The organism is Tenacibaculum insulae, from assembly GCF_964512435.1.
GTDB lineage: Bacteria > Bacteroidota > Bacteroidia > Flavobacteriales > Flavobacteriaceae > Polaribacter > Polaribacter insulae_A.
Genome location: NZ_OZ208512.1, coordinates 2,679,761 through 2,700,009, shown reverse-complemented (window position 1 = coordinate 2,700,009; position 20,249 = coordinate 2,679,761). Strand labels below are relative to the sequence as shown.

The 20,249-nt window shown below is 29.4% G+C and carries 18 protein-coding genes and 1 pseudogene; 8 read left to right on the top strand and 11 right to left on the bottom strand.

The genetic code is table 11. The annotated features are described in order from the left end of the window. Window positions 1-122: 122 nt before the first annotated feature. Window positions 123-2,324 carry a SulP family inorganic anion transporter gene (locus ACN5J5_RS12400; protein ID WP_418645206.1) on the bottom strand — a complete coding sequence of 734 codons (2,202 nt, stop codon included), beginning with the start codon at window positions 2,322-2,324 and terminating at the stop codon, window positions 123-125. A 1-nt stretch (window position 2,325) separates the two neighbouring features. Then, entirely contained in the window at window positions 2,326-3,153 is an 828-nt protein-coding gene (locus ACN5J5_RS12395; protein WP_418645205.1) for a universal stress protein, read from the bottom strand. Window positions 3,154-3,235: 82 nt separating this feature from the next. On the opposite strand from ACN5J5_RS12395, the pseudogene ACN5J5_RS12390 reads away from it, so the two are divergent. After that, window positions 3,236-5,057 (top strand): annotated as a pseudogene (locus ACN5J5_RS12390) (cation:proton antiporter). Here the strand turns inward: ACN5J5_RS12390 and dnaX are convergent. Further along, window positions 5,046-6,746, bottom strand: a complete 1,701-nt coding sequence (gene dnaX, locus ACN5J5_RS12385; protein WP_418645204.1) for a DNA polymerase III subunit gamma/tau — start codon at window positions 6,744-6,746, stop codon at window positions 5,046-5,048. The pseudogene ACN5J5_RS12390 and the gene dnaX overlap by 12 nt on opposite strands. Window positions 6,747-6,887: 141 nt before the next feature. Here dnaX and msrA point away from each other — a divergent pair, with 141 nt between their 5' ends. Continuing rightward, complete coding sequence (msrA, locus tag ACN5J5_RS12380; protein WP_418645203.1) at window positions 6,888-7,523, top strand: peptide-methionine (S)-S-oxide reductase MsrA; 636 nt, start codon at window positions 6,888-6,890, stop codon at window positions 7,521-7,523. Between the two features lie 38 nt (window positions 7,524-7,561). On the opposite strand, the gene ACN5J5_RS12375 is transcribed toward msrA, so the two are convergent. From ACN5J5_RS12375 to purB, 6 genes are all read right to left on the bottom strand, one after another. Further along, window positions 7,562-8,119, bottom strand: a complete 558-nt coding sequence (locus tag ACN5J5_RS12375) for a type 1 periplasmic binding fold superfamily protein (protein ID WP_418645202.1) — start codon at window positions 8,117-8,119, stop codon at window positions 7,562-7,564. Window positions 8,120-8,130: 11 nt separating this feature from the next. Further along, entirely contained in the window at window positions 8,131-10,530 is a 2,400-nt protein-coding gene (locus tag ACN5J5_RS12370) for a TonB-dependent receptor (RefSeq protein ID WP_418645201.1), read from the bottom strand. A 40-nt stretch (window positions 10,531-10,570) separates the two neighbouring features. Next, window positions 10,571-10,891, bottom strand: coding sequence for a hypothetical protein (locus ACN5J5_RS12365; RefSeq protein ID WP_418645200.1), 321 nt, complete (start codon window positions 10,889-10,891; stop codon window positions 10,571-10,573). A gap of 86 nt (window positions 10,892-10,977) precedes the next feature. Beyond that, window positions 10,978-11,751, bottom strand: coding sequence for a TerC family protein (locus ACN5J5_RS12360; RefSeq protein ID WP_418646550.1), 774 nt, complete (start codon window positions 11,749-11,751; stop codon window positions 10,978-10,980). A gap of 3 nt (window positions 11,752-11,754) precedes the next feature. Then, window positions 11,755-12,171, bottom strand: a complete 417-nt coding sequence (locus ACN5J5_RS12355; protein WP_418645199.1) for a hypothetical protein — start codon at window positions 12,169-12,171, stop codon at window positions 11,755-11,757. Further along, entirely contained in the window at window positions 12,171-13,514 is a 1,344-nt protein-coding gene (gene purB, locus ACN5J5_RS12350; RefSeq protein WP_418645198.1) for an adenylosuccinate lyase, read from the bottom strand. Before purB ends, ACN5J5_RS12355 begins: the two co-directional genes overlap by 1 nt. 170 nt (window positions 13,515-13,684) lie before the next feature. Between purB and ACN5J5_RS12345 the strand changes: the two genes are divergently transcribed. The 6 genes from ACN5J5_RS12345 (at window position 13,685) to ACN5J5_RS12320 (ending at window position 18,932) form a co-directional block, all read left to right on the top strand. Next, on the top strand, window positions 13,685-14,089 hold the full coding sequence (locus ACN5J5_RS12345; RefSeq protein WP_418645197.1) for a group III truncated hemoglobin: 405 nt from the start codon (window positions 13,685-13,687) through the stop codon (window positions 14,087-14,089). A gap of 248 nt (window positions 14,090-14,337) precedes the next feature. Next, complete coding sequence (locus ACN5J5_RS12340) at window positions 14,338-16,176, top strand: VWA domain-containing protein (protein WP_418645196.1); 1,839 nt, start codon at window positions 14,338-14,340, stop codon at window positions 16,174-16,176. 65 nt (window positions 16,177-16,241) lie between these two features. Continuing rightward, window positions 16,242-16,631, top strand: a complete 390-nt coding sequence (locus ACN5J5_RS12335; RefSeq protein ID WP_418645195.1) for an acyl-CoA thioesterase — start codon at window positions 16,242-16,244, stop codon at window positions 16,629-16,631. Between the two features lie 55 nt (window positions 16,632-16,686). Next, window positions 16,687-17,373, top strand: coding sequence for a HupE/UreJ family protein (locus ACN5J5_RS12330; RefSeq protein WP_418645194.1), 687 nt, complete (start codon window positions 16,687-16,689; stop codon window positions 17,371-17,373). Between the two features lie 9 nt (window positions 17,374-17,382). Further along, window positions 17,383-18,012, top strand: a complete 630-nt coding sequence (locus ACN5J5_RS12325; RefSeq protein ID WP_418645193.1) for a hypothetical protein — start codon at window positions 17,383-17,385, stop codon at window positions 18,010-18,012. 83 nt (window positions 18,013-18,095) lie between these two features. After that, on the top strand, window positions 18,096-18,932 hold the full coding sequence (locus ACN5J5_RS12320) for a prohibitin family protein (RefSeq protein WP_418645192.1): 837 nt from the start codon (window positions 18,096-18,098) through the stop codon (window positions 18,930-18,932). An 80-nt stretch (window positions 18,933-19,012) separates the two neighbouring features. On the opposite strand, the gene ACN5J5_RS12315 is transcribed toward ACN5J5_RS12320, so the two are convergent. Next, on the bottom strand, window positions 19,013-19,324 hold the full coding sequence (locus ACN5J5_RS12315; protein ID WP_418645191.1) for a hypothetical protein: 312 nt from the start codon (window positions 19,322-19,324) through the stop codon (window positions 19,013-19,015). A gap of 75 nt (window positions 19,325-19,399) precedes the next feature. Further along, on the bottom strand, window positions 19,400-20,125 hold the full coding sequence (locus ACN5J5_RS12310; protein ID WP_418645190.1) for an SDR family NAD(P)-dependent oxidoreductase: 726 nt from the start codon (window positions 20,123-20,125) through the stop codon (window positions 19,400-19,402). Between the last annotated feature and the right edge of the window lie 124 nt (window positions 20,126-20,249).

The window sequence follows — 20,249 nt, the reverse complement described above, 5'->3', positions numbered from 1 at the left end:
TTAAAATAAATAAAACGAGGGAGGCTATTTAAAAATAACGTTTTTAAACAGCCTCATTTTATGTTGTAAATAATAATATAATTTTATTATCTATTAGATTTTAAAACTAAGTAAAAGTTGTTTTACTCACTTATAACTTTCTTTAAGCGAACTCCAAAATCGGCTAAAGTTTTAATTTCTTTAATTCCCGCTAATCGCTCTCTACCAATTATTAATAAACCTTGTTCATTTCCTTCAATATGATAGTATTTATTGCTTTCAAAGAATAATACAAGCTCATCGGTAAAGAATTTTCTTATCTCTTCTTCGTTTTTTCCTGAAAGATAAAAGCGTTTAGAAAAATCAGGATGACTATCAATGTCAATATCTTTAAAACCAGCAAAATGATAAATGTATTCAAAAATACCTTCTTTATCTAAAGTAAACTCAGGCGTATATTTTTCAATATCAATATACATCATTGTTACTTTTATTATTTGTTTTGCAATTAATTCACCTTCAGAAAATTCTACATCAAACAATGTACAGTTTTCGTTAGATAAGATGTTAGAAACTTTACTTATTTGTCGCGTTTTAAAATATCCAAAATGAGGTATTTTAGTTAATGGTTCTTTTGGTAATGCTTCATAATTCCATTTTAAATCGGTACAAACATTTTGTAGTGATTTTTGCCTTTTAGTAAAAGTGCTAGCACTGGTGTTTTTATCATTTTGGATAGGAATATTTTTACGCAAAGCAAACGGGTGTTCACTTCCTGTTTTATAGCCATCTAATCCAATTACTTCAAAATGACCTTCTTTTCGTTTAAAAGTTTCGGCATAATTATTAAGATTTTCCATTACAGAATGATCTACAAAATCACATAACGAAAAATCGATAATTGCATCTTCATTTTCAGGAATCTGATCTAGTTTAGATTTTAACTTGGTAAAGTTTAAAAAGGTAGAAAAGTTTTTAACTGATACATAATATTTATCATCCTCTTTAAACATTAAAACATTAGGTTTTAATAAGTTTTTAATAAAAAGACTTAAGTTTTTATTAATAATTATGTGAATTATAAAAGTAATAAAGATACCTGCTAAAATTCCTGTAATTAAATTAGTAGCTATGGTTGTTAATAAGGTAACTAAAAATATAATTAGTTGTTCTTTACCTATTTTAAATACTTTTTTTATGTTTTCGGGCGATGCCAACTTGTAACCTGTATATACTAAAATAGCTGCCAATGCAGGTAACGGAATTTTGCGTAATTCGGTTGCAAAGAGTAAAATAAAAACAACTAAAAACCCTGCATGAAAAAAGTTAGCAGAACGGTTACTACCTTTATTATTTACATTTACCGAACTACGAGCAATAACGGTAACTACATTTAATCCGCCTAAAAAAGCACTAATTACTGTTGCCAAACCTAAAGCGCGAATGTCTTTATTTACGTTCGAACGTCTTTTTAAAGGATCTAATTTATCAACAGCTTTAATACTTAATAAACTTTCTATACTAGCAATTAAAGTTATGGCAATTACAGCATTTATAAAATCTAATTGATAAATTTTACCAAAATCAGGAAAAGCAAAATTAGATAACACATCGTTTGGTAAATTAATTAATAAATCTTTATGAATAGGATAGGCTGCTGGCGAAAGTAAATCGTAGTAATAATACATCCCCACACTTAAAAAAACAATCCACATTGGTGCAGGAATTAATTGAAAGTATTTGTTACGTATTTTACTATAAAAAACCATAATTAGTAAACTAATAATACCTGCCAAACCTGCATGAAAAGTACTTGCGTTATCTGTTTTTATGAGTTCAATAATTCCCGAAGGGATTTGTATCAGCAATTCAATAATGCTTCCTTTAGCATTTAAATTACCTAACATTACGTGTATTTGTTTGGCAAAAATACCAATACCAATGGCGGCTAACATTCCTTGTATTGCTGATGAAGGAAAGTAATCTCCTAAAGCTCCCATTCGAAGAAAACCAAGAATAACCATAATAATACCAGAAATAGCAATAGCAGCTAAGGTGTATAAATAACCTTGATGCATATCGCCCGCACCTAAAGTAGTTATGGCAGCTAAAACTGCCACAACCAATCCGTTACCAGGACCAGTAATGGTTACATTTGCACCTCCTAAAATAGCAACTACAATTCCACCAACAATGGCAGCAATTGCTCCTGAAATAGGCGGAGCACCAGAAGCCAATGCTAAACCAAACCCCAGTGGAAGGGCTATTAAAGAAACTACAAAACCTGAAAAAATATTTTGTGGTAATTCGCTTAAAAATATTTTAAAACTTTTTTCTTTCCCCATTTTATTTAACAATTAAAACATCGGTTGGTAATTCTGATAAAATATATTCTAAATCATGAGGGAATACTCGGTCTATCATTCTTGTTTTACTAGGAGCGCTCATTACTAATAAATCGGCTCTTTTAATTTTAGCATAATGCCCAATAGAGTATCCTCTTCGTCCAAAAATACCTTGTGTTTTTATGTTAATATCGCTAGTGTCAATACATTTAAGTATTTTGTTAATTCGAGCATCTTCACGCGTTTTCATTCGTTCTTTTGTTATTGTTGCCTTACGTAGCGAAACATCATCATTAACTTTTATTTTTAGTGTATTTTGACTAATTTCTTCAACAATAGTAACTTTTTTGCATCCTAATTTATTAGAAATATTAAAAGCCGCTCTTATGGTATCTTCAGTTTTTGGGTCTTGCAATCCACTAACCACAATGTGTTTACAAACCACACTTTCTAATGACGGTTTTATAAGTAATAATACAGAGCAGGGAGCTTTACGTGTAAGTTTACGAGCAATAGAACCAACATAGTATTTATATAATTTTTCTTTTTGTAAAGCACCAAGTATTAATAAATTAATGTTTTCTTGCTTTGTTGTTTGCAAAATTACATCAACAGGTTTTCCTTCTTGCCAAATTACTTTTAACGGATGTTTTGGTTTAGGTGCTTCGTTTAATAATGCTTGTAGTTGTTTTTCTTTTTCATCAGATTTTCTTCCAACATGTACGCCAATTAATTGAGCATCAAACATATTTGATATTCGAATAGTTTCAAATAAATTTGCTTTTAAATTGGGCGAAAAAGCAATACCAATAAGTATATTTTTTGTCAAAGTATAAAAGTTTAAATCGCTCGAAGATATAATTTTCTTGTTGTTAAAAAAAAAAATTACTTTTACACAAAACATATTTTTTATGATTGAATTAGCAGGAATAATAATACTTGGAATTTTAGCTCAATGGGTTGCCTGGAAATTTAAAATTCCTGCAATTTTACCTTTAATTTTAATTGGATTGTTTGTGGGGGCCAATTGCTTCAGAATTTTTTAATGAAGATGGTAGCAAATGGATTGAACCAATTTGGGATGGTCAAAAAGGACTTTTTCCGGGAGAAGGCTTGTATTATTTTGTTTCTTTAGCCATAAGTATTATTCTTTTTGAAGGAGGTTTAACTTTACGTAGAGATGAAATTAAAAATATAGGGCCAGTAATTACTAAGTTAATTACTTTAGGTTCTAGTATTACCTTTTTCGGTGCAGGTATTATTGCACGCTATACTTTTAATTTAAGTTGGGAGTTGTCTTTTTTATTTTCAGGATTAATTATTGTGACTGGGCCAACAGTAATTACGCCTATTTTAAGAAACATTCCATTAAAAAAAGATATATCGGCAGTTTTAAAATGGGAAGGTATTTTAATAGATCCAATTGGTGCTTTAGTAGCGGTTTTGGTTTTCGAATTTATTAGTGTTGGTGGTGCAGGTTTTACTCAAACAGCATTATTAGAATTTTTAAAAATCGTTTTATTTGGTTCTTCATTCGGATTTACTTTTGCACATGCCTTAATATTTGTTATCAATAAAAAATGGGTACCACATTATTTATTAAATGTAGTGTCTTTATCAACGGTACTTTTGGTTTTTGTAGAATCTGAATTATTTGCTCACGAATCAGGTTTATTAGCAGTTGTAGTAATGGGAATGGTTTTAGGTAACAGTAAATTAAAAAACCTAAAAGAAATTCTTTATTTTAAAGAATCGTTAAGTGTATTATTAATTTCGATATTATTTATTCTGCTAGCAGCAAATATGGATATTAAGGAATTAATGTTGTTGTATAGATGGGAAACCATTCTTCTTTTTGTATTAATAGTATTTGTTATTAGGCCAATAGCAGTATTTGTAAGTGCTTACAAATCAAACTTACAAACCAACGAGAAATTATTTATAAGTTGGGTAGGACCAAGAGGTATTGTAGCAGCTGGTATTGCTTCTTTATTTGGAAGTAAATTATTAAAACAAGGTGTTGAAGGTGCAGAATATATTACTCCGCTTGTATTTATGGTGGTTTTAGGAACGGTATTGTTAAATGCAACCACAGCAAGATTATTTGCTAAAATGATAGGAGTATTTTTAAAACGATCAAATACAATAATGATAATTGGTGCTTCGGATATTGCTCGTTTAATTGGTGTTTATTTAAAGAAAAATAATAGGCGAGTAGTTATTATAGATTCTAACAAAGAAAACATTGACAGAGCTAAAAACGAAGGCTTAGAGGCTTTTCAAGCCAATGTTTATAGCGATCAATTAACAGATAATATTGAATTAAATGATGTAGGATATTTAATTGCTATAACAGCAAGTGATTCGATAAATAAATATGTAATCTCAAATTTATCGGCTGTTTATGGAGAGCAAGGAGCTTATCGTTTAGCGAGTTCGCAAGAAATTTTAACAGAAGAGTATGAAAATAAAGATCAGCTTTTTACTTTTAAAGATGATTATTTAAATTTGATGGATACCGTAAGAGAATTTCCTGAAGTTCATGAAACTTCAATAAACTCTATTGAAGAGTATAAAGTTAAGATTAATGAAATTTATGCTGAAATAAAAGCGATTCCTATTTTGGTAAAAAACAATAATAATGAAGTTATATTGATATCAGAATTTGAGAAAAATGTTAAAGTAATAGAAAACTGGAAACTAGTTTATATTGGTAAAGAATTAAAGATCTAAACCAAAAGTATTTTTAAGTTTTTCTAACAAAGGATTAATTTCTTTTAGTTTCTCGTATTTTTCTTGCGGAGTATAGGCAAACTTTTTTTCTACTGTTTCATTAACAATAACATCTATTTGAATTCCGTAATTGTTTAATTTTTCACGTAAAAATCTCGTTAATTTACCTTTACCACGCTCTAATTGTGCTTTCATTAAATCGTTTGGTAACGAAAAAGTAATAGTGTGCAATTTACCTAATTGAGGTTCGCTCGATGCTAAAATAGCAGCAATACTTCGTTCTCCAAGCTCTTGTAACTTAAAGTAATATTTTTTCCAAGCATCTTTTAATTCATCATGACTAAAAGGTGTTCTTGGGTGATTTTCAAAGTTTTCATCTTCATCAGAAATTATTTTAATATCTTTTTTCTGATGGATGCTTTTTAATGATAAAGCCGAAGTACGTCGTTTAATATTTTTTAAAAGTGGTTTTGTTGCTGTTGGAATAGCAGCAATAGGTGTTGGTTTTTGTACTTTAACTTTTTCTGGCGTTTTTACAATTGATTTTACTTCAGTTTTCTTTACTGATGGAGATAGTGAAGTAAAAAAAGTAGCCGGAATTATGTAGTTGTTAGATTTTTTTTTTGCTCCATCAAAATTGATAGAGGCTATTTGCATTAAGGTAAGTTCTACCAGTAATCGCTGGTTTTTACTACCTCGATATTTTAAATCGCAATCATTAGCTTTATCAATTGCAGGTAATAAAAACTGCATATTTGCTTTCTTAGATTGCTCTAAATATTTCTTTTTAGTAGTATCACCAACTTCTAATAAAGAAATAGTTGCAGTATCTTTTGCAACCAATAAATCTCTAAAATGCGATGCTAATCCGTTTATAAAATGATGACCTTCAAAACCTTTGCCTAAAACAGTATTAAATTCCATTAAAACTTGTGGAATTTTATTCTCAATCAATAAATCGGTGATGTTAAAATACACATCATAATCCAATACATTTAAGTTTTGGGTAACAGCTTCGCGCGTTAAATTGTTTCCAGAAAAACTAACTACTCTATCAAAAATAGACAAAGCATCACGCATGGCACCATCAGCTTTTTGGGCAATTACATGCAAAGCATCATCTTCTGCAGTAATATTTTCTTTGGTACAAATAGTTTTTAAATACTCTTTTGCATCTAAAACACCAATTCGTTTAAAATCAAATATTTGACAACGCGATAATATGGTTGGTATAATTTTATGTTTTTCAGTTGTTGCTAAAATAAAAATGGCATGCGCAGGTGGTTCTTCTAATGTTTTTAAAAAGGCATTAAAAGCTGCTTGAGACAGCATGTGAACTTCATCAATAATATAAACCTTGTATTTTCCTGTTTGTGGCGGAATACGTACTTGGTCGGTTAAGCTACGAATATCATCAACAGAGTTATTAGAAGCAGCGTCTAACTCAAAAATATTAAATGCAAAATCTTCATCGGCATTAGCAGTAGCATCTTCTTGGTTAATACGTTTTGCTAAAATTCGTGCACATGAAGTTTTACCAACTCCACGAGGCCCTGTAAATAATAAAGCTTGTGCTAAATGGTTGTTTTTTATAGCATTTTCTAACGTATTTGTTATGGCTTGTTGCCCAACAACATCCTCAAAATTTTGAGGGCGATATTTACGTGCCGATACTATAAAATGTTCCATTAATTTATACTGTTTATGCTAACAAAAATAGAAAACCCGATAAGAATTAACAAACAATTTTAGTAAGGATACCTTAAAGTTGTAAACAATTGTAAAAAGTTGTTTTTTTACACGACCAAGTAGTTATAAAAACCAAAATTTATGAAAAAATTAAAACCAATAACGTTTGTAATATTATTTTGTTTACTGTTTGTGTTCTCAAATTTCACTAAAAAGAAAGAGATTAAAAAAACGATGAATTTACAAGAAACTAAAGTTGCCTATTTTGCTGGTGGCTGTTTTTGGTGTGTTGAGGCTATTTTTGAAAGTGTAATAGGTGTGGAGGAAGCTGTTTCTGGTTACGCAGGCGGATTTACAAAAAATCCAACGTACGAAAGTAGTAATACTGGTAAAACAGGACATGCAGAAGCTGTGGCTGTTTATTACAATCCTAAAAAGGTTAGTTTTAAAACTTTAGTTACGGTGTATTATGGTTCTCATAATCCGACAACCAAAAACGGACAGCATCCCGATTATGGTTCGCAATACCGATCGATTGCTTTTTATAATAATCTGCAAGAAAAAACGATTATTGATAACACTATTAAAAAATTAAACGAGACAATTTATAAAGGACAAATTGCAACTGAAGTTACCAAGTTTACAAAGTTTTATCGAGCAGAAGAGTATCATCAAGATTATGAAAAATTGCATCCAGAGAATCCGTATATACAAAATGTTTCGATTCCTAGGTTAAATAGGTTTAAAAAGAAATTTCCTCAACTACTTAAAAAGTAATTGAGGAAATTATCTATTTTTAAAACGATATATTTTAATTATTGTACTGTAATAGGGAATACAACTTCTATATCAGTTTCTCCACCAGCATTAGTAATATCACCTTCTTTTACATTTGCACCAGATTTGTTTGGCTCATGCTTTAAAGTAATAGTATAACTACCTGTACCAGCATCAGCTGTTTGCACAGTAAAATTAATTCCAATAGGGTTTCCATCTAAATCATTATCTTCATAAGTAAATGTACTTGCTATAGTTGTAGCTTTATAAAAAAATTGGTGTTCTTCTGCTTCTTCAGCAACTTCTTCAGTAATATCTTCAGGAGTACTTTCAGTTTCGTTTAATAAAGTAATTACAGCACTATAAGTAGTGTTAGCTGCTAAAATACCTTCAGTAATTACGGGTACATCTGGTCCATCACCATCTAAATCTCTACTTTCTATCGTAATAGCAGGTCCTGTAGTAGGTGTTAAAACAACTTTCATTGTAGTAATTACTTCTTCTTCATGTATGTGTTCAGGTGTATCATCGTCTGAACAAGAAGTTACTACAATTGAACTGATAAATAATAATGCTATAAGTTTAAATTTTTTCATTTTTTTAGTTTTTAGTAATTAATTTTAATTTGAATTTGAAAGTTTCTTCCTAAATCATCTGCAAATAAACGCAATCTGTTTAAGTAATTTCTGTACGATTGATTTAAAACATTGTCTATAGAAAAGTTTAGATTTACTTTTGTTTGAGACAAGTTAAACTCGAATCCAGAAGAGAAATTTAATAAATGATATGCCTTTGGCGGAGTACTAATATCTACCAACTCATTTGTGTTTGTATCTGGAATAAAAGCCATGAAATTGTTATTAGGATACTCGTTTTGCTTTGCGTTAAACTCACTTTCTAAAGATGCGTAGAAATTTTTCCAGTTCTCTTTTTTAAAGAATAATGTTGTAGTGGTTTTAAAAGCAGGTATATCTATTAAAGCTCTCTTGTTTGTTAAATCACGTCCTTTTAAGAACGACGCCTTATTGGTAATATTAAAATTGGTATTTACATGGTACTTTATACTAGTATCTAAACCTAATAAATGTGCATTTGTTTGTTTGTATGACCAAACAGGAAATGCTCCACGCAAAGTGGTTTCTATCCCAGTAGGTTCAATGTAAATAAAATCGGTTACATAATTATAAAATCCTTCTAAAACAACGTTAAATTTTTGATTATTATATTTATAGGTTGCTGAAAATCTGTTAGATGTTTCTGGTTGCATGCGTAAATCACCTAATTCTATTCTGGCAGCAGAGTGGTGCAAGCCATCACTAAATAATTCAGATGCATTTGGTGCTCTATTTGATAAACCATAATTTACTAAAAAAGTATTTTCATCATTAATTGAATAAGCTCCGCCTAATGAAGCAGAAATATTATGATAAGTAAATATTGGGTTTACTAAATAAGCTGAAGATAATTCGTCAATAATTAGATGACCAAATTCTTGCTGATAGTTTAAGGAATTCCATCTTGTTTTTCCGTAATACTTTTTTGCGTTAATCTGTTCAAAATCATATCGAATACCAGCATTTAAAATAGTGTTTTCGAATTTAAAGTTGGTAATAGCATAGGCGTTTAAATTATACTTGTTGTAATCGGGTATAATTCTTTTAACTCCTGAATTTGGGTTCGAAAAATTATTTTGAAACGCTCCGCTAGCACCAAATTTATAAGTGTTTTCTTTATTAGCATCTAAATTTAAATCACTTTTAAAAGAATGTGTTTTTAATAACAAATTTGTGGCAGCTATAAATTTCTTATCTCCTTTTCTAACATCAAACTCTAATCTTTTGTTTTGCTGATAGTCATATTGAAAAGATAATTTTCCCACTCCTTTTAAACGCTTATAAACTTTAGCTTTTAATAATTGATGTGTTACCTCTTGTTTAGGATTGTTAATAGTATAACTAAAATCATCTGTAACAAACGGAACATCGCTATTTAAAGCACTAACTAAATCAGAAACATTACCTATGTGCGATGCACGAAGTATTCCTATTTCATTAGATGTATTGCTGTAAAATATTTCAAAACCTTTATTAAACTTCTTGTAACCAGTATGTAAAGTAAAAGCTTTAGAGTTTAATCCGGTATTGGTAAGGTTGTAGCTAGGTGTTTCAAAATCTCCAGCTCTTTTAAAAGAGGCTTGTCCGTTAATAAACCAACCTTTTTTATAGCTTTTATGTAAGCTAGATGAAAGAGAAAATAATCGACCATTGCTTTGTTGTGCTACAATTGTTTTACCAAATAAAGTGTCTTTTGAAATTACTTTTGATGGATTAACAATAATAACACCACCAATAGCATCACCACCGTATTGTAAAGCATTGGCTCCTTTTATAACAGAAATGCTTCCAGCAGCATTAATGTCAATATTTGGTGCATGCTCAATTCCCCATTCTTGATCTTGCAATCGAACACCATTAAAGGTAGTTAATACTCTACTACTATGTAAACCATTAATTATTGGTTTAACAATAGTATTACCAGTATTTATTGAAGATACACCCGAAATGTTTTTAATAACATCACCTAAAGATGCTGCACTAAATTTTTCTAAAGTATTAGTTTTTATTAATGTTTCTTGAGACGTTTTGGTTTTTAATCCAACAGCACCTTTAACATTAACTTCATTTAATTCTTCAATATGATGTTCTAAATCTATAATTTTATAAATGTTTTTAGAAACATTTAATTCTAAGACTTTTTTATCACAAGCAACGTGAGAAATTTCGACAATTATTTTACCAGCACATACATTATTTATAGTAAATTTTCCGTCAAAATCAGTAGTTGTGTACTTATTTTGGTTTTTAATAAAAATTGTAGCATTTACAATTGCAGATTTGTCATGAAAATCTTCTACTAAACCAGAAAAAGTATAACTACAATTTTGAGCCTTTACTAAAGAAACACATACAGTAAGTAAAAGTATCGATAAAATACTTTTAAGTTTCATTTAAAGTTTTATTGTAATTTATAATTATGATAATTTTTAATTAAATTATTACAATAGGAGGTGCTCTAGATGATTTGTTAGAAGAATAGTTAGCTTTTAATTGTTGTGATTTAAAAATAGTTTTTTTAGCGTAAATCGTATCATCTAAAAAAGAATCAGGATTATTAAACGCGTAATAAAAAACAGTTAATTGTAAATGTAAATCACCACAATCATTATCTAACTCGTGTAAATGTTTATCAGTTTTAGAAATACAAACCACATGTTCATGCTCTTCAAAAGCATGAGCTGCTTGTATTGCCGTTGGTAATAACAAGGCAAACAAGAAAAAAGAGGTGATGTATTTTTTTAGTTTAAACATTTTGCACAAATGTATAAAAAAACACACACTTATAAAGTTATAAAAACTATTAAGTGTGTGTTTAATTTATTAAAGTTTTCTTAATGTTATTTTTTGCTACTTCTCATTTTCATGTTAAGCATTTCAACGACTAAAGAAAAAGTAATTGCAAAGTATAAATACCCTTTAGGTACTGTACCAACTTCTTCTCCAAAAAGTTTTGCGTGCGATAAATGAGCACCTTCGGCAATTAACATAAATCCGATTAATATTAAAAATGATAATCCTAACATTTGTATTGTTGGATGCTTGTTTACAAATTTACCTACTGGGTTTGCAAACAACATCATTATAATCATTGATAAAATTACTGAAGCAATCATAATTACCATCGCTCCTTCAACACCATTGGTCATCCCTACGGCTGTTAAAATAGAATCGAAAGAAAACACAATGTTTATTAAAGTTATTTGGATAATAGCTTGACTTAAAGTATATCCTTTTTGAGGCTTTCCATCATTTTCACCTTCAGTAATACCTTCTACTTTATGGTGTATTTCTTTGGTACTTTTATAAAGTAGAAAAAGTCCACCAGCAAATAAAATTAAAGCTTGTCCGGTAAAACCTGCTTGAAACCAAGATAAATTAATATGAAAAAATGGAGCATTCATTGCAATAAGTAACGAAATACCAAAAAGTAAAGCAATACGTAAAAACATTGCTAAAACTAAACCAATGTTAGTCGCTTTTTTTTGCAGATTTTCAGGGAGTTTATTGGCTGCTATTGATATAAAAATAATATTATCAATACCTAAAACAATTTCTAAAAAAGTTAGCGTTATTAACGCACCCCAAGTATCAGCTTGTAAGAAAATTTCCATCATTTAATTAACTTTATATACGGTTCCTTTTTGTTTAAAATTAGAATAGCCAATTTTTGCGGTAAAACTATACGAACTATCAGTAACTTTAGTTATTTGAACAAAAATAGGGTCTTTATCTAAATCAGTTTTTGGACTTTTCATTTTTAAGGAATAAGCAAAATTGTTTTTCCATTTAATAAAAAGCGTATCAATATGTTTAACTTCTTTTTCGCTAACTAAACTATCCGCAGAAATACTTATTTTTTTAGTGTATTCTTCAATTTGTAAGCTGTCTTTTCTAATGATAATTGTTTTTCCGTAATTATCACTACCAGGAATTTCAAAAGTTCCGTATTTAAAACGAGTAGGATCCCCTTTTTTTTCTGGAGTACAAGAAAAAACTAAAAAAATGACTAAAAAACTAAGTAAATATTTCATTAAATTCCGGTATAATTGGCTGGAGTAATTGCTTTTAATTCTTCTTTAATTTCTGATGAAACTTCTAAAGTATCAATAAAGTTAGCAATAGACTGTTTGTTTATTTTTTCGTTGGTACGTGTTAAGCCTTTTAAAGCTTCATACGGATTTGGATATGCTTCACGACGTAAAATTGTTTGGATAGCTTCTGCTACAACCGCCCAATTGTTTTCTAAATCTTCGGCAAATTTAGCTTCGTTTAATAATAATTTATTCAATCCTTTTAAAGTAGAAGCAAAACCAATTAAAGTATGTCCGAAAGGAACACCAACATTACGTAAAACAGTACTGTCGGTCAAATCACGCTGTAATCTTGATACAGGTAATTTTGCTGATAAATGCTCAAAAATGGCATTTGCAATTCCTAAATTTCCTTCAGAGTTTTCAAAATCAATCGGATTTACTTTGTGTGGCATAGCAGATGAACCAACTTCACCAGCTTTAATTTTTTGTTTAAAATAATCGTTAGAAACGTAGGTCCAAACATCACGGTCTAAATCAATTAAAATAGTATTTACACGTTTTAATCCGTCATATAAAGCTGCCATATGGTCGTAATGCTCTATTTGAGTTGTTGGAAAAGAATGGTGTAAGCCTAAAATATCTTCAACAAAATGAGTTCCGAAGTTTTTCCAATCAATGTTTGGATACGCAACTTTATGTGCGTTAAAATTACCTGTTGCTCCACCAAATTTAGCGGCATGAGGTGTGTGTTGTATATGTATTGCTTGGTTGTTAATACGCTCTACAAACACAAAAAATTCTTTTCCTAAACGGGTAGGAGAAGCTGGTTGCCCATGTGTACGTGCTAACATTGGTATTTCGTCCCATTCTTCTGATAAATCAGCTAATTTACTTACCAAAGTATCTAAAGCAGGGTAATATACTTCATCCATCGCGTCTTTAATAGACAACGGAATTGCAGTGTTGTTAATATCTTGAGAAGTTAATCCGAAGTGAATAAACTCTTTGTGTTTTTGTAAGTTTAATGCGTCAAACTTTTCTTTGATAAAATATTCAACCGCTTTTACATCATGATTTGTAACCGCTTCAATATCTTTTATTTTTTGAGCATCTTCAGTAGAAAAATCCTCATATATTTTACGTAAATCAGCATATAAATCTTTATTGAAATCAGCTAATTGCGGTAATGGAATTTCACATAAAGCAATAAAATACTCAATTTCTACTTTTACTCTGTATCTTATTAAAGCTTCTTCAGAAAAATAGTTGGCTAAATCGGCAACTTTATTACGGTATCTACCATCAATAGGAGAGATGGCGTTTAATTGTGTTAAGTTCATGTTTTGTTGTTGTGTTGTAAGCGGCAAAAATAGAAAATACTAGGGAGTTTTTAATAGAAAAAGCATGCTAAAAACACGATTATAGATAGAAAGCATAAAAATTATGATTAAAGTCATAAATTGTAAGTGCATAAAAAGATATTTTTGCAACTTAAAAAGCGATTTTTTTGATGGATAAAAAAGAAATAGAAAACAGAGAAGATGTTTATTTATTGGTATCAACCTTTTATGATAAACTTAAAGAAGATGATTTTATAGGTCCTATTTTTTTAAAAACAATTCCTGATGAAAAATGGGAAAGCCATTTGCAAAAACTGACTGATTTTTGGGAAACAAATTTGTTTTTTGTAAGAAAATTTAAAGGAAACCCGATGAAGGCGCACAAAGATTTAGATCGTAATTTTAAGCACAGTATTTCTCAAGAGCATTTTGGACGATGGCTGCAATTATGGTTTGAAACGGTAGATTACTTTTTTGAAGGTGCCAAAGCAAATGATGCTAAAGAACGCGCGCGCAATATAGCTTCTATGCTATTTTTTAAAATGTACGAAGCAAAACCTAAAACAAGCAATTAGTAAATCTCTTCATTGATTTTACGGTTATTTGATTGCTTTTTTTATCTTCACGCTAAAATATTTTTTTAGTGGAATCGATAACTCTTATTTATATTGTTTTAGCCGTTTTATTAAGCGTAGCTATTGCTTTTTTTCAATATTTTTATAAAACAAAACGTACTCAGAAAATAAATAGTGTACTTTTTTCTTTAAAAGCGTTGAGTCTGTTTTTGTTACTATTGTTATTTATCAACCCTCAAATAAAAACGATGATAACAACAAATAGTAAGCCTGTTTTATCTGTTTTGGTTGATAATTCTATCTCTACAAAATATTTTAAAGCAGCTAAAAAAGTTGATTCGATTATTAAAGAAATCGAAAAAAATCAAAAAATTAATCAAAAATTTGACGTTCAGTTTTTCTCTTTCGGTAAAGAAGTTTCTGTTTTAGATAGTTTATCGTTTACGCAACCAAAAACAGATATAAATAAGGCAATAACGTCTATTAATACTTTAACCAAAGAAAGTAAAAACGCAACAATTTTAATTAGTGATGGTAACCAAACATCTGGTAACGATTACGAATATACGCAATCTAAAAGCGCCATTTACCCAATTGTTATTGGGGATACTACGCAATATCAAGATATTCAAATTTCGCAATTAAACGTTAATAAGTACAGTTATATTCAAAATAAGTTTCCGGTAGAAGCCTTGTTGTATTATGAAGGTAAAGAAACGGTAAATTCAGTTTTTTCGATTCGTAAAAATGGAAAAAAAGTATTTTCTAAAAAATTACAATTTTCGCCTTTAAAACCTACACAAACAATTACAACAAGTTTAAAATCGGATAAAAAAGGAAATCAATATTATACGGCGGCAATTACAAAAATAAAATCAGAAAAAAACACCAAGAATAATTATAAAAACTTTGCTGTAGAAGTTATCGACGAGCAAACAAAAGTGTTAATTTTAAGTTCGTTTTTACATCCTGATTTAGGTGCGATAAAAAAAGCAATAGAAAGTAATAAGCAACGCAAAGCAACGATTGCTTTAATTAATGATAGAAGTGTTAATTTTTCTGAGTATCAGTTTTTTGTATTGTATCAGCCAAATCGTAGTTTTAAACAGTTTTTTAAAAAAATACAATCTAATTACTTGCTGATTTCAGGAACAAAAACGGATTGGAATTTTTTAAATTCAGAAAAATTAGGGGTTACCAAAAATGCCATTAATCAAACGGAAGTTTATAGTGCTATTTACAACGCGGATTTTTTAACTTTTTTACAAAAAGATATTCATTTTAGTGAGTTTAATCCTCTAAAAGATGTTTTTGGCGAAATACAAATTACGGCAAAACATCAAACATTATTATATCAAAAATATGCAGGAGTAGCAACCCAACAGCCTTTATTAATAACCATTGAAAACGACGAAAATAAAATGGCAGTTTTATTTGGTGAAGGAATTTGGAAATGGCGTGCCGCGAGTTTTTTAAGTACCCAATCTTTTGAGAATTTTGATGCTTTTTTAGGTAATTTAACACAGTATTTAGCGTCTAACAAAAAGCGAAAACGATTAACTGTTAAAAGTAAAAGTTTATATCCTGCAAATGCACCAATTAATATTTCGGCGTTTTATGTTGATAAAAATTATCAATTTGATAACAGAGCTTCGTTAGAGTTAACGGTTACAAACACGAAAACGAAAGAGAAAAAAGTACTTCCGTTTTCGTTGGTTCATAATTCATATCAAGTATCGGTAGAAGGGCTTTTATCTGGCGATTATTCTTATAAAGTTTCGGTTAATAGTCAAACTATAAATAGTTTTGGAAAGTTTAAAATAACCGATTATCAAATTGAAGAACAGTTTACCAATGCTAATTATAAAAAGCTGAATTCGTTAGCTTTAAAAACAAAAGGAGAATTGTTTTATGCTAATAAAGTTAAAAACTTATTAGATAAATTATCTTCGGATGAATCTTATTATACTGTACAAAAATCAACAACAAAAAAACAAAATTTAATAGATTGGCAATGGATGTTGTTTTTAGCGATTATTTTACTTGCTATAGAGTGGTTTATCAGAAAATATTATGGTAAAATTTAAAAAAGCAATAGATTTTAATAGCTTAAAAGTTATTAGTTTCTGAATTTTGTAACAAACAAAAATATATGAAATTTCACACACGAAAATGGGTAAAGCCCGAAGATTTAAATCCAAACGGAACTTTATTTGGCGGTAGATTATTGCAATGGATTGATGAAGAGGTAGCTTTGTATGCGATTATTCAACTAGAAATTCCTAAAACGATTACTAAATTTATGTCGGAAATAGATTTTGTAAGTTCAGCAAAAAAAGGAGATATTATTGAAATTGGTATTGAAGTTGTAAAATTTGGAAGATCGTCTATTACTTTAAGTTGCGAAGTACGTAACAAAATTACACACAAAACAATTATAGCAATAGATAAAATTATTATGGTAAGTTTAGATGAAACAGGAGCGCCTGTAGCTCACGGAAAAACAAAAGTAGAGTACGCTAAAGACCGATTAAAAGGTTAATTAATACAATAAGCTGGCGGTATGAAAGATCGCTTACATTAATAAAACAACCATAATGTTAAAGAGTAAACGAACCAATTTGTTATTCATTATTTTATTGCTTTTTTCTTTTGTAGGTTTTGCACACGGAGTAGATGATGAAACGCAATTGTTTTTATTAAATAATAAAGGAATTGCATTTGGTCCCTTTCTTTATATTGGAGCCAAACATATGATAACTGGTTACGATCATTTACTCTTTTTAATAGGAGTACTCTTCTTTTTATACAAAACAAAAGACATTATAACATACATCACTTATTTTACAATAGGGCACAGTATAACGCTTCTTTTAGGTGTAATGGCAAACATAAATGTAAATGTTTTTTTAATTGATGCAATTATAGCATTATCAATAGTATACAAAGGGTTTGATAATCTTGGAGGATTTAAAATCATTTTTAATAAACAACCAAACACTAAAAGAGCAGTATTAATTTTCGGTTTATTTCATGGTTTTGGTTTAGCAACAAAATTACAAGAGTTTAAATTTGATAAAGAAGGCCTTTTTGTAAATTTATTAGGTTTTAACCTTGGTGTAGAAGTAGGACAGTTTTTAGCATTAGGGTTTATTTTATTATGCATCTCTTTTTGGAGACACTATGATAGTTATCTTAAGTTTGCTAAAATTACAAACATGCTTTTAATGGCAGCAGGATTTTTGTTGTTAGGATATCAATTAATAGGATACTTCACTTCTTAAAAAATAAATATGAAAACAGATAAGCAGTCTTTACTAAGTAAAAGACAATTAGTAAAATCAATAGTTTTAGCATTTGTAATTGGTGCAGGAGTTCTTTTAATAGCTGTTTTACCTGCCGAATATGGAGTAGATCCTTTAGGAACTGGGAAATTGTTTGGTTTTGATAAATTATATCAGAAAGAAATAAAAACAACTTCTTTATCAAGTTTAAATTTTAAGAAGATAAAACTTAATGATGTTGGATCGGATATTAGTGTTTTAAAACCTATGGAAGCTAATAATCCGCCACCCGAAAAACAATTACCAGAAAGGTCAGATAGTCTTAAAATTATTGTGCCAGCAAAAAAAGGGATAGAGTATAAAGTTAGAATACTAAAATTTGGGAGTGTAAAATACGAATGGTTTACAGTAAATAATGACATTGTTTTTACTGATTTTCATGGTGAAGTAAAGCAAGAAAATCCACCTGAAAATGTTTTTTACGAAAGTTACACAGTAGCATATTCTAATAATATGGGAGGAACTTTAACAGCTCCGTTTGAAGGGAAACATGGTTGGTATTTTAAAAATTTAAAAGATAAAGATGTTGTAATTACTCTTAAGTTAAAAGGAGCGTATGAATTGTTTAAAAGCAAATAACTAATTTCTTTAATACCCAGTGTTTATCATAATTTAAAGAAGATTAATTGTACATTTGAATATCTTATAAATTAAAATATAAAATGAATAATAACAGACAACAATTAGAATTGCAATTACCAAAAGGGGGAATTCTTTTAGGAATTTTTGCAGTAATAGCTATTATAATACTAGCAAAATCAACAGTAACAATAGGTCCTGGTGAAGGAGGTGTAATATTTGAAACTTTAGGCGATGGTATTAATACTGAAAAAACTTACGGAGAAGGTTTTCATATTGTTGCTCCTTGGAATAAAATGATTGTAAGAAAAGTGCGTCAACAATCAGTTTCAGATGAAATGAATGTACTTTCTGTAAACGGATTAGAAGTAAAAGTAAACGGAACAATTTGGTACGAACCAGAGTTTAGTAATTTAGGAAACTTAATTAAAACAAAAGGGGAAGATTATGAGCGCGAATTATTAGATCCTGCAATTAATGCTGCAGCAAGAAGTGTTGTTGGACGTTATACACCAGAGCAATTGTACTCGAGTAAAAGAGATGTTATTGAACAAGAAATTTTAGACGAGGTAAAATTGATTTTAAAAGATCAGTTTTTAATTGTAAAAAGAGTTTTAGTTGAAGATGTTAAGTTGCCAACAACAATAAGAACGGCAATTGAAACAAAATTAAAGCAAGAGCAAGAGTCTTTAGAATATGAATTTAGGTTAGCAAAAGCTAAAAAAGAAGCAGAAAGACAAAAAATTGACGCAGAAGGAAAAGCAATAGCAAATAAAATATTAAGTGCTTCTTTAACGGATAAAATTTTACAAGAAAAAGGTATTGAAGCTACATTAAAATTATCAGAATCACCAAATAGTAAAGTTGTTTTAATTGGTAGTGGTAAAAGCGGAATGCCTATTATTTTAGGAAATCAATAAACATTTAATCAACATAAAAAAAGCAGCTCAATCGAGCTGCTTTTTTTTGGTACTATACTAAAAGTGTGTAAGTTTAAAAATTAATCACAGTAATCACAATCTGGTAAATTTAACGACTGTTGTAATTGTTTATAGTAGGCACATTGTTTTCTTAAAGCTTCAGTTTCTCCTTGGCATTTATAAATATATGCAGCTTGACATTGGTAATCGTATTGTTTATCTATATTTGATGGTCCACTGTAATTATCAATAGAACAATTAGAAGAAGAGTTATCACTAATTTCTTCATCATCATCACCAAATAAATCTTCTCCAAATAAATCTTCACAACTATAAAATGTTGTAAACAAAGCTAATAGTACGGTTAAAATTAGGTGTTTCTTTTTAAGCATGATATTTTAGTTTTTGTTAGTGATATAAAATTATGCTAAAAAATAAATACTTAAAATACCCATTAATGGGTATTTTTAAAAATTACGAATATCAACAATATCTCCACTTTGTAATTGATTTTTAGTATCAATGTTATAGACGGTTTCAGCTACAAAATTAGGAGTGTACAATTCGTTGTTTACTTTTAAATCAACAAAACGTTGTAAGCTTTTAAAGTCGGCTTCCGTACAGTTTCTTATTTTGTTTTGCATGTTGGTATCTACAACTCCAGGATAAATAGCCACACATTTTACGCCGTTTTTAATTTCAAACTGCTCAGTTGCGATTGCCTTAGTCATCATGTCAATTGCAGCTTTTGAGGTACAATATACTACCCAGCCTTGGTACGGACTTTTAGCAGCACCAGATGAAATATTTATAATCTGCTTTTTGCAAGTTAGTGTTTTCGTTAATTTAATAAATAAGTTAGATAATATAAGTGGAGTAGTGGTGTTTAACTGAATAGATTTAGAAATATCATCAGCTTCTAAATTTTCTAAATTAGAAATTTCACCTAATCTACCCGCATTGTTTACTAAAGTAATTGATTTAATTTCTTGGCTGATTATTTTTTTTAAAAGTGTTGTGAATATAGTTTCAGTTTCATGTAAATTAGATAAATCGACTGTAATATTTTGAATATTCTTTAAGTCAGATGATGATCTTGCTAAAGAAAAAACTGTATAATTTTCTGAAGCGTACTTTTTAGCTAGTGCTTTTCCTATTCCTTTACTTCCTCCAGTAATGATTATTATATCCATTAAGTAAAAATATTAAAATGTTATGAAAAAAAAGGTGCGTCAATCTGAACTTGTTTCAGAATTACAGATAATGGCTGTAAAATAGTTGAATGAGATTCTGAAATGAATTTGATATAACGGACCT

Bases quoted from the DNA above. Each gene is read 5' to 3' on its own strand.
- ACN5J5_RS12400 (WP_418645206.1), bottom strand. From the start codon at position 2,324: ATGGGGAAAGAAAAAAGTTTTAAAATATTTTTAAGCGAATTACCACAA.
- dnaX (WP_418645204.1), bottom strand. From the start codon at position 6,746: ATGGAACATTTTATAGTATCGGCACGTAAATATCGCCCTCAAAATTTT.
- msrA (WP_418645203.1), top strand. From the start codon at position 6,888: ATGAAAAAATTAAAACCAATAACGTTTGTAATATTATTTTGTTTACTG.
- ACN5J5_RS12375 (WP_418645202.1), bottom strand. From the start codon at position 8,119: ATGAAAAAATTTAAACTTATAGCATTATTATTTATCAGTTCAATTGTA.
- ACN5J5_RS12370 (WP_418645201.1), bottom strand. From the start codon at position 10,530: ATGAAACTTAAAAGTATTTTATCGATACTTTTACTTACTGTATGTGTT.
- ACN5J5_RS12365 (WP_418645200.1), bottom strand. From the start codon at position 10,891: ATGTTTAAACTAAAAAAATACATCACCTCTTTTTTCTTGTTTGCCTTG.
- ACN5J5_RS12360 (WP_418646550.1), bottom strand. From the start codon at position 11,751: ATGGAAATTTTCTTACAAGCTGATACTTGGGGTGCGTTAATAACGCTA.
- ACN5J5_RS12355 (WP_418645199.1), bottom strand. From the start codon at position 12,171: ATGAAATATTTACTTAGTTTTTTAGTCATTTTTTTAGTTTTTTCTTGT.
- purB (WP_418645198.1), bottom strand. From the start codon at position 13,514: ATGAACTTAACACAATTAAACGCCATCTCTCCTATTGATGGTAGATAC.
- ACN5J5_RS12345 (WP_418645197.1), top strand. From the start codon at position 13,685: ATGGATAAAAAAGAAATAGAAAACAGAGAAGATGTTTATTTATTGGTA.
- ACN5J5_RS12340 (WP_418645196.1), top strand. From the start codon at position 14,338: ATGATAACAACAAATAGTAAGCCTGTTTTATCTGTTTTGGTTGATAAT.
- ACN5J5_RS12335 (WP_418645195.1), top strand. From the start codon at position 16,242: ATGAAATTTCACACACGAAAATGGGTAAAGCCCGAAGATTTAAATCCA.
- ACN5J5_RS12330 (WP_418645194.1), top strand. From the start codon at position 16,687: ATGTTAAAGAGTAAACGAACCAATTTGTTATTCATTATTTTATTGCTT.
- ACN5J5_RS12325 (WP_418645193.1), top strand. From the start codon at position 17,383: ATGAAAACAGATAAGCAGTCTTTACTAAGTAAAAGACAATTAGTAAAA.
- ACN5J5_RS12320 (WP_418645192.1), top strand. From the start codon at position 18,096: ATGAATAATAACAGACAACAATTAGAATTGCAATTACCAAAAGGGGGA.
- ACN5J5_RS12315 (WP_418645191.1), bottom strand. From the start codon at position 19,324: ATGCTTAAAAAGAAACACCTAATTTTAACCGTACTATTAGCTTTGTTT.
- ACN5J5_RS12310 (WP_418645190.1), bottom strand. From the start codon at position 20,125: ATGGATATAATAATCATTACTGGAGGAAGTAAAGGAATAGGAAAAGCA.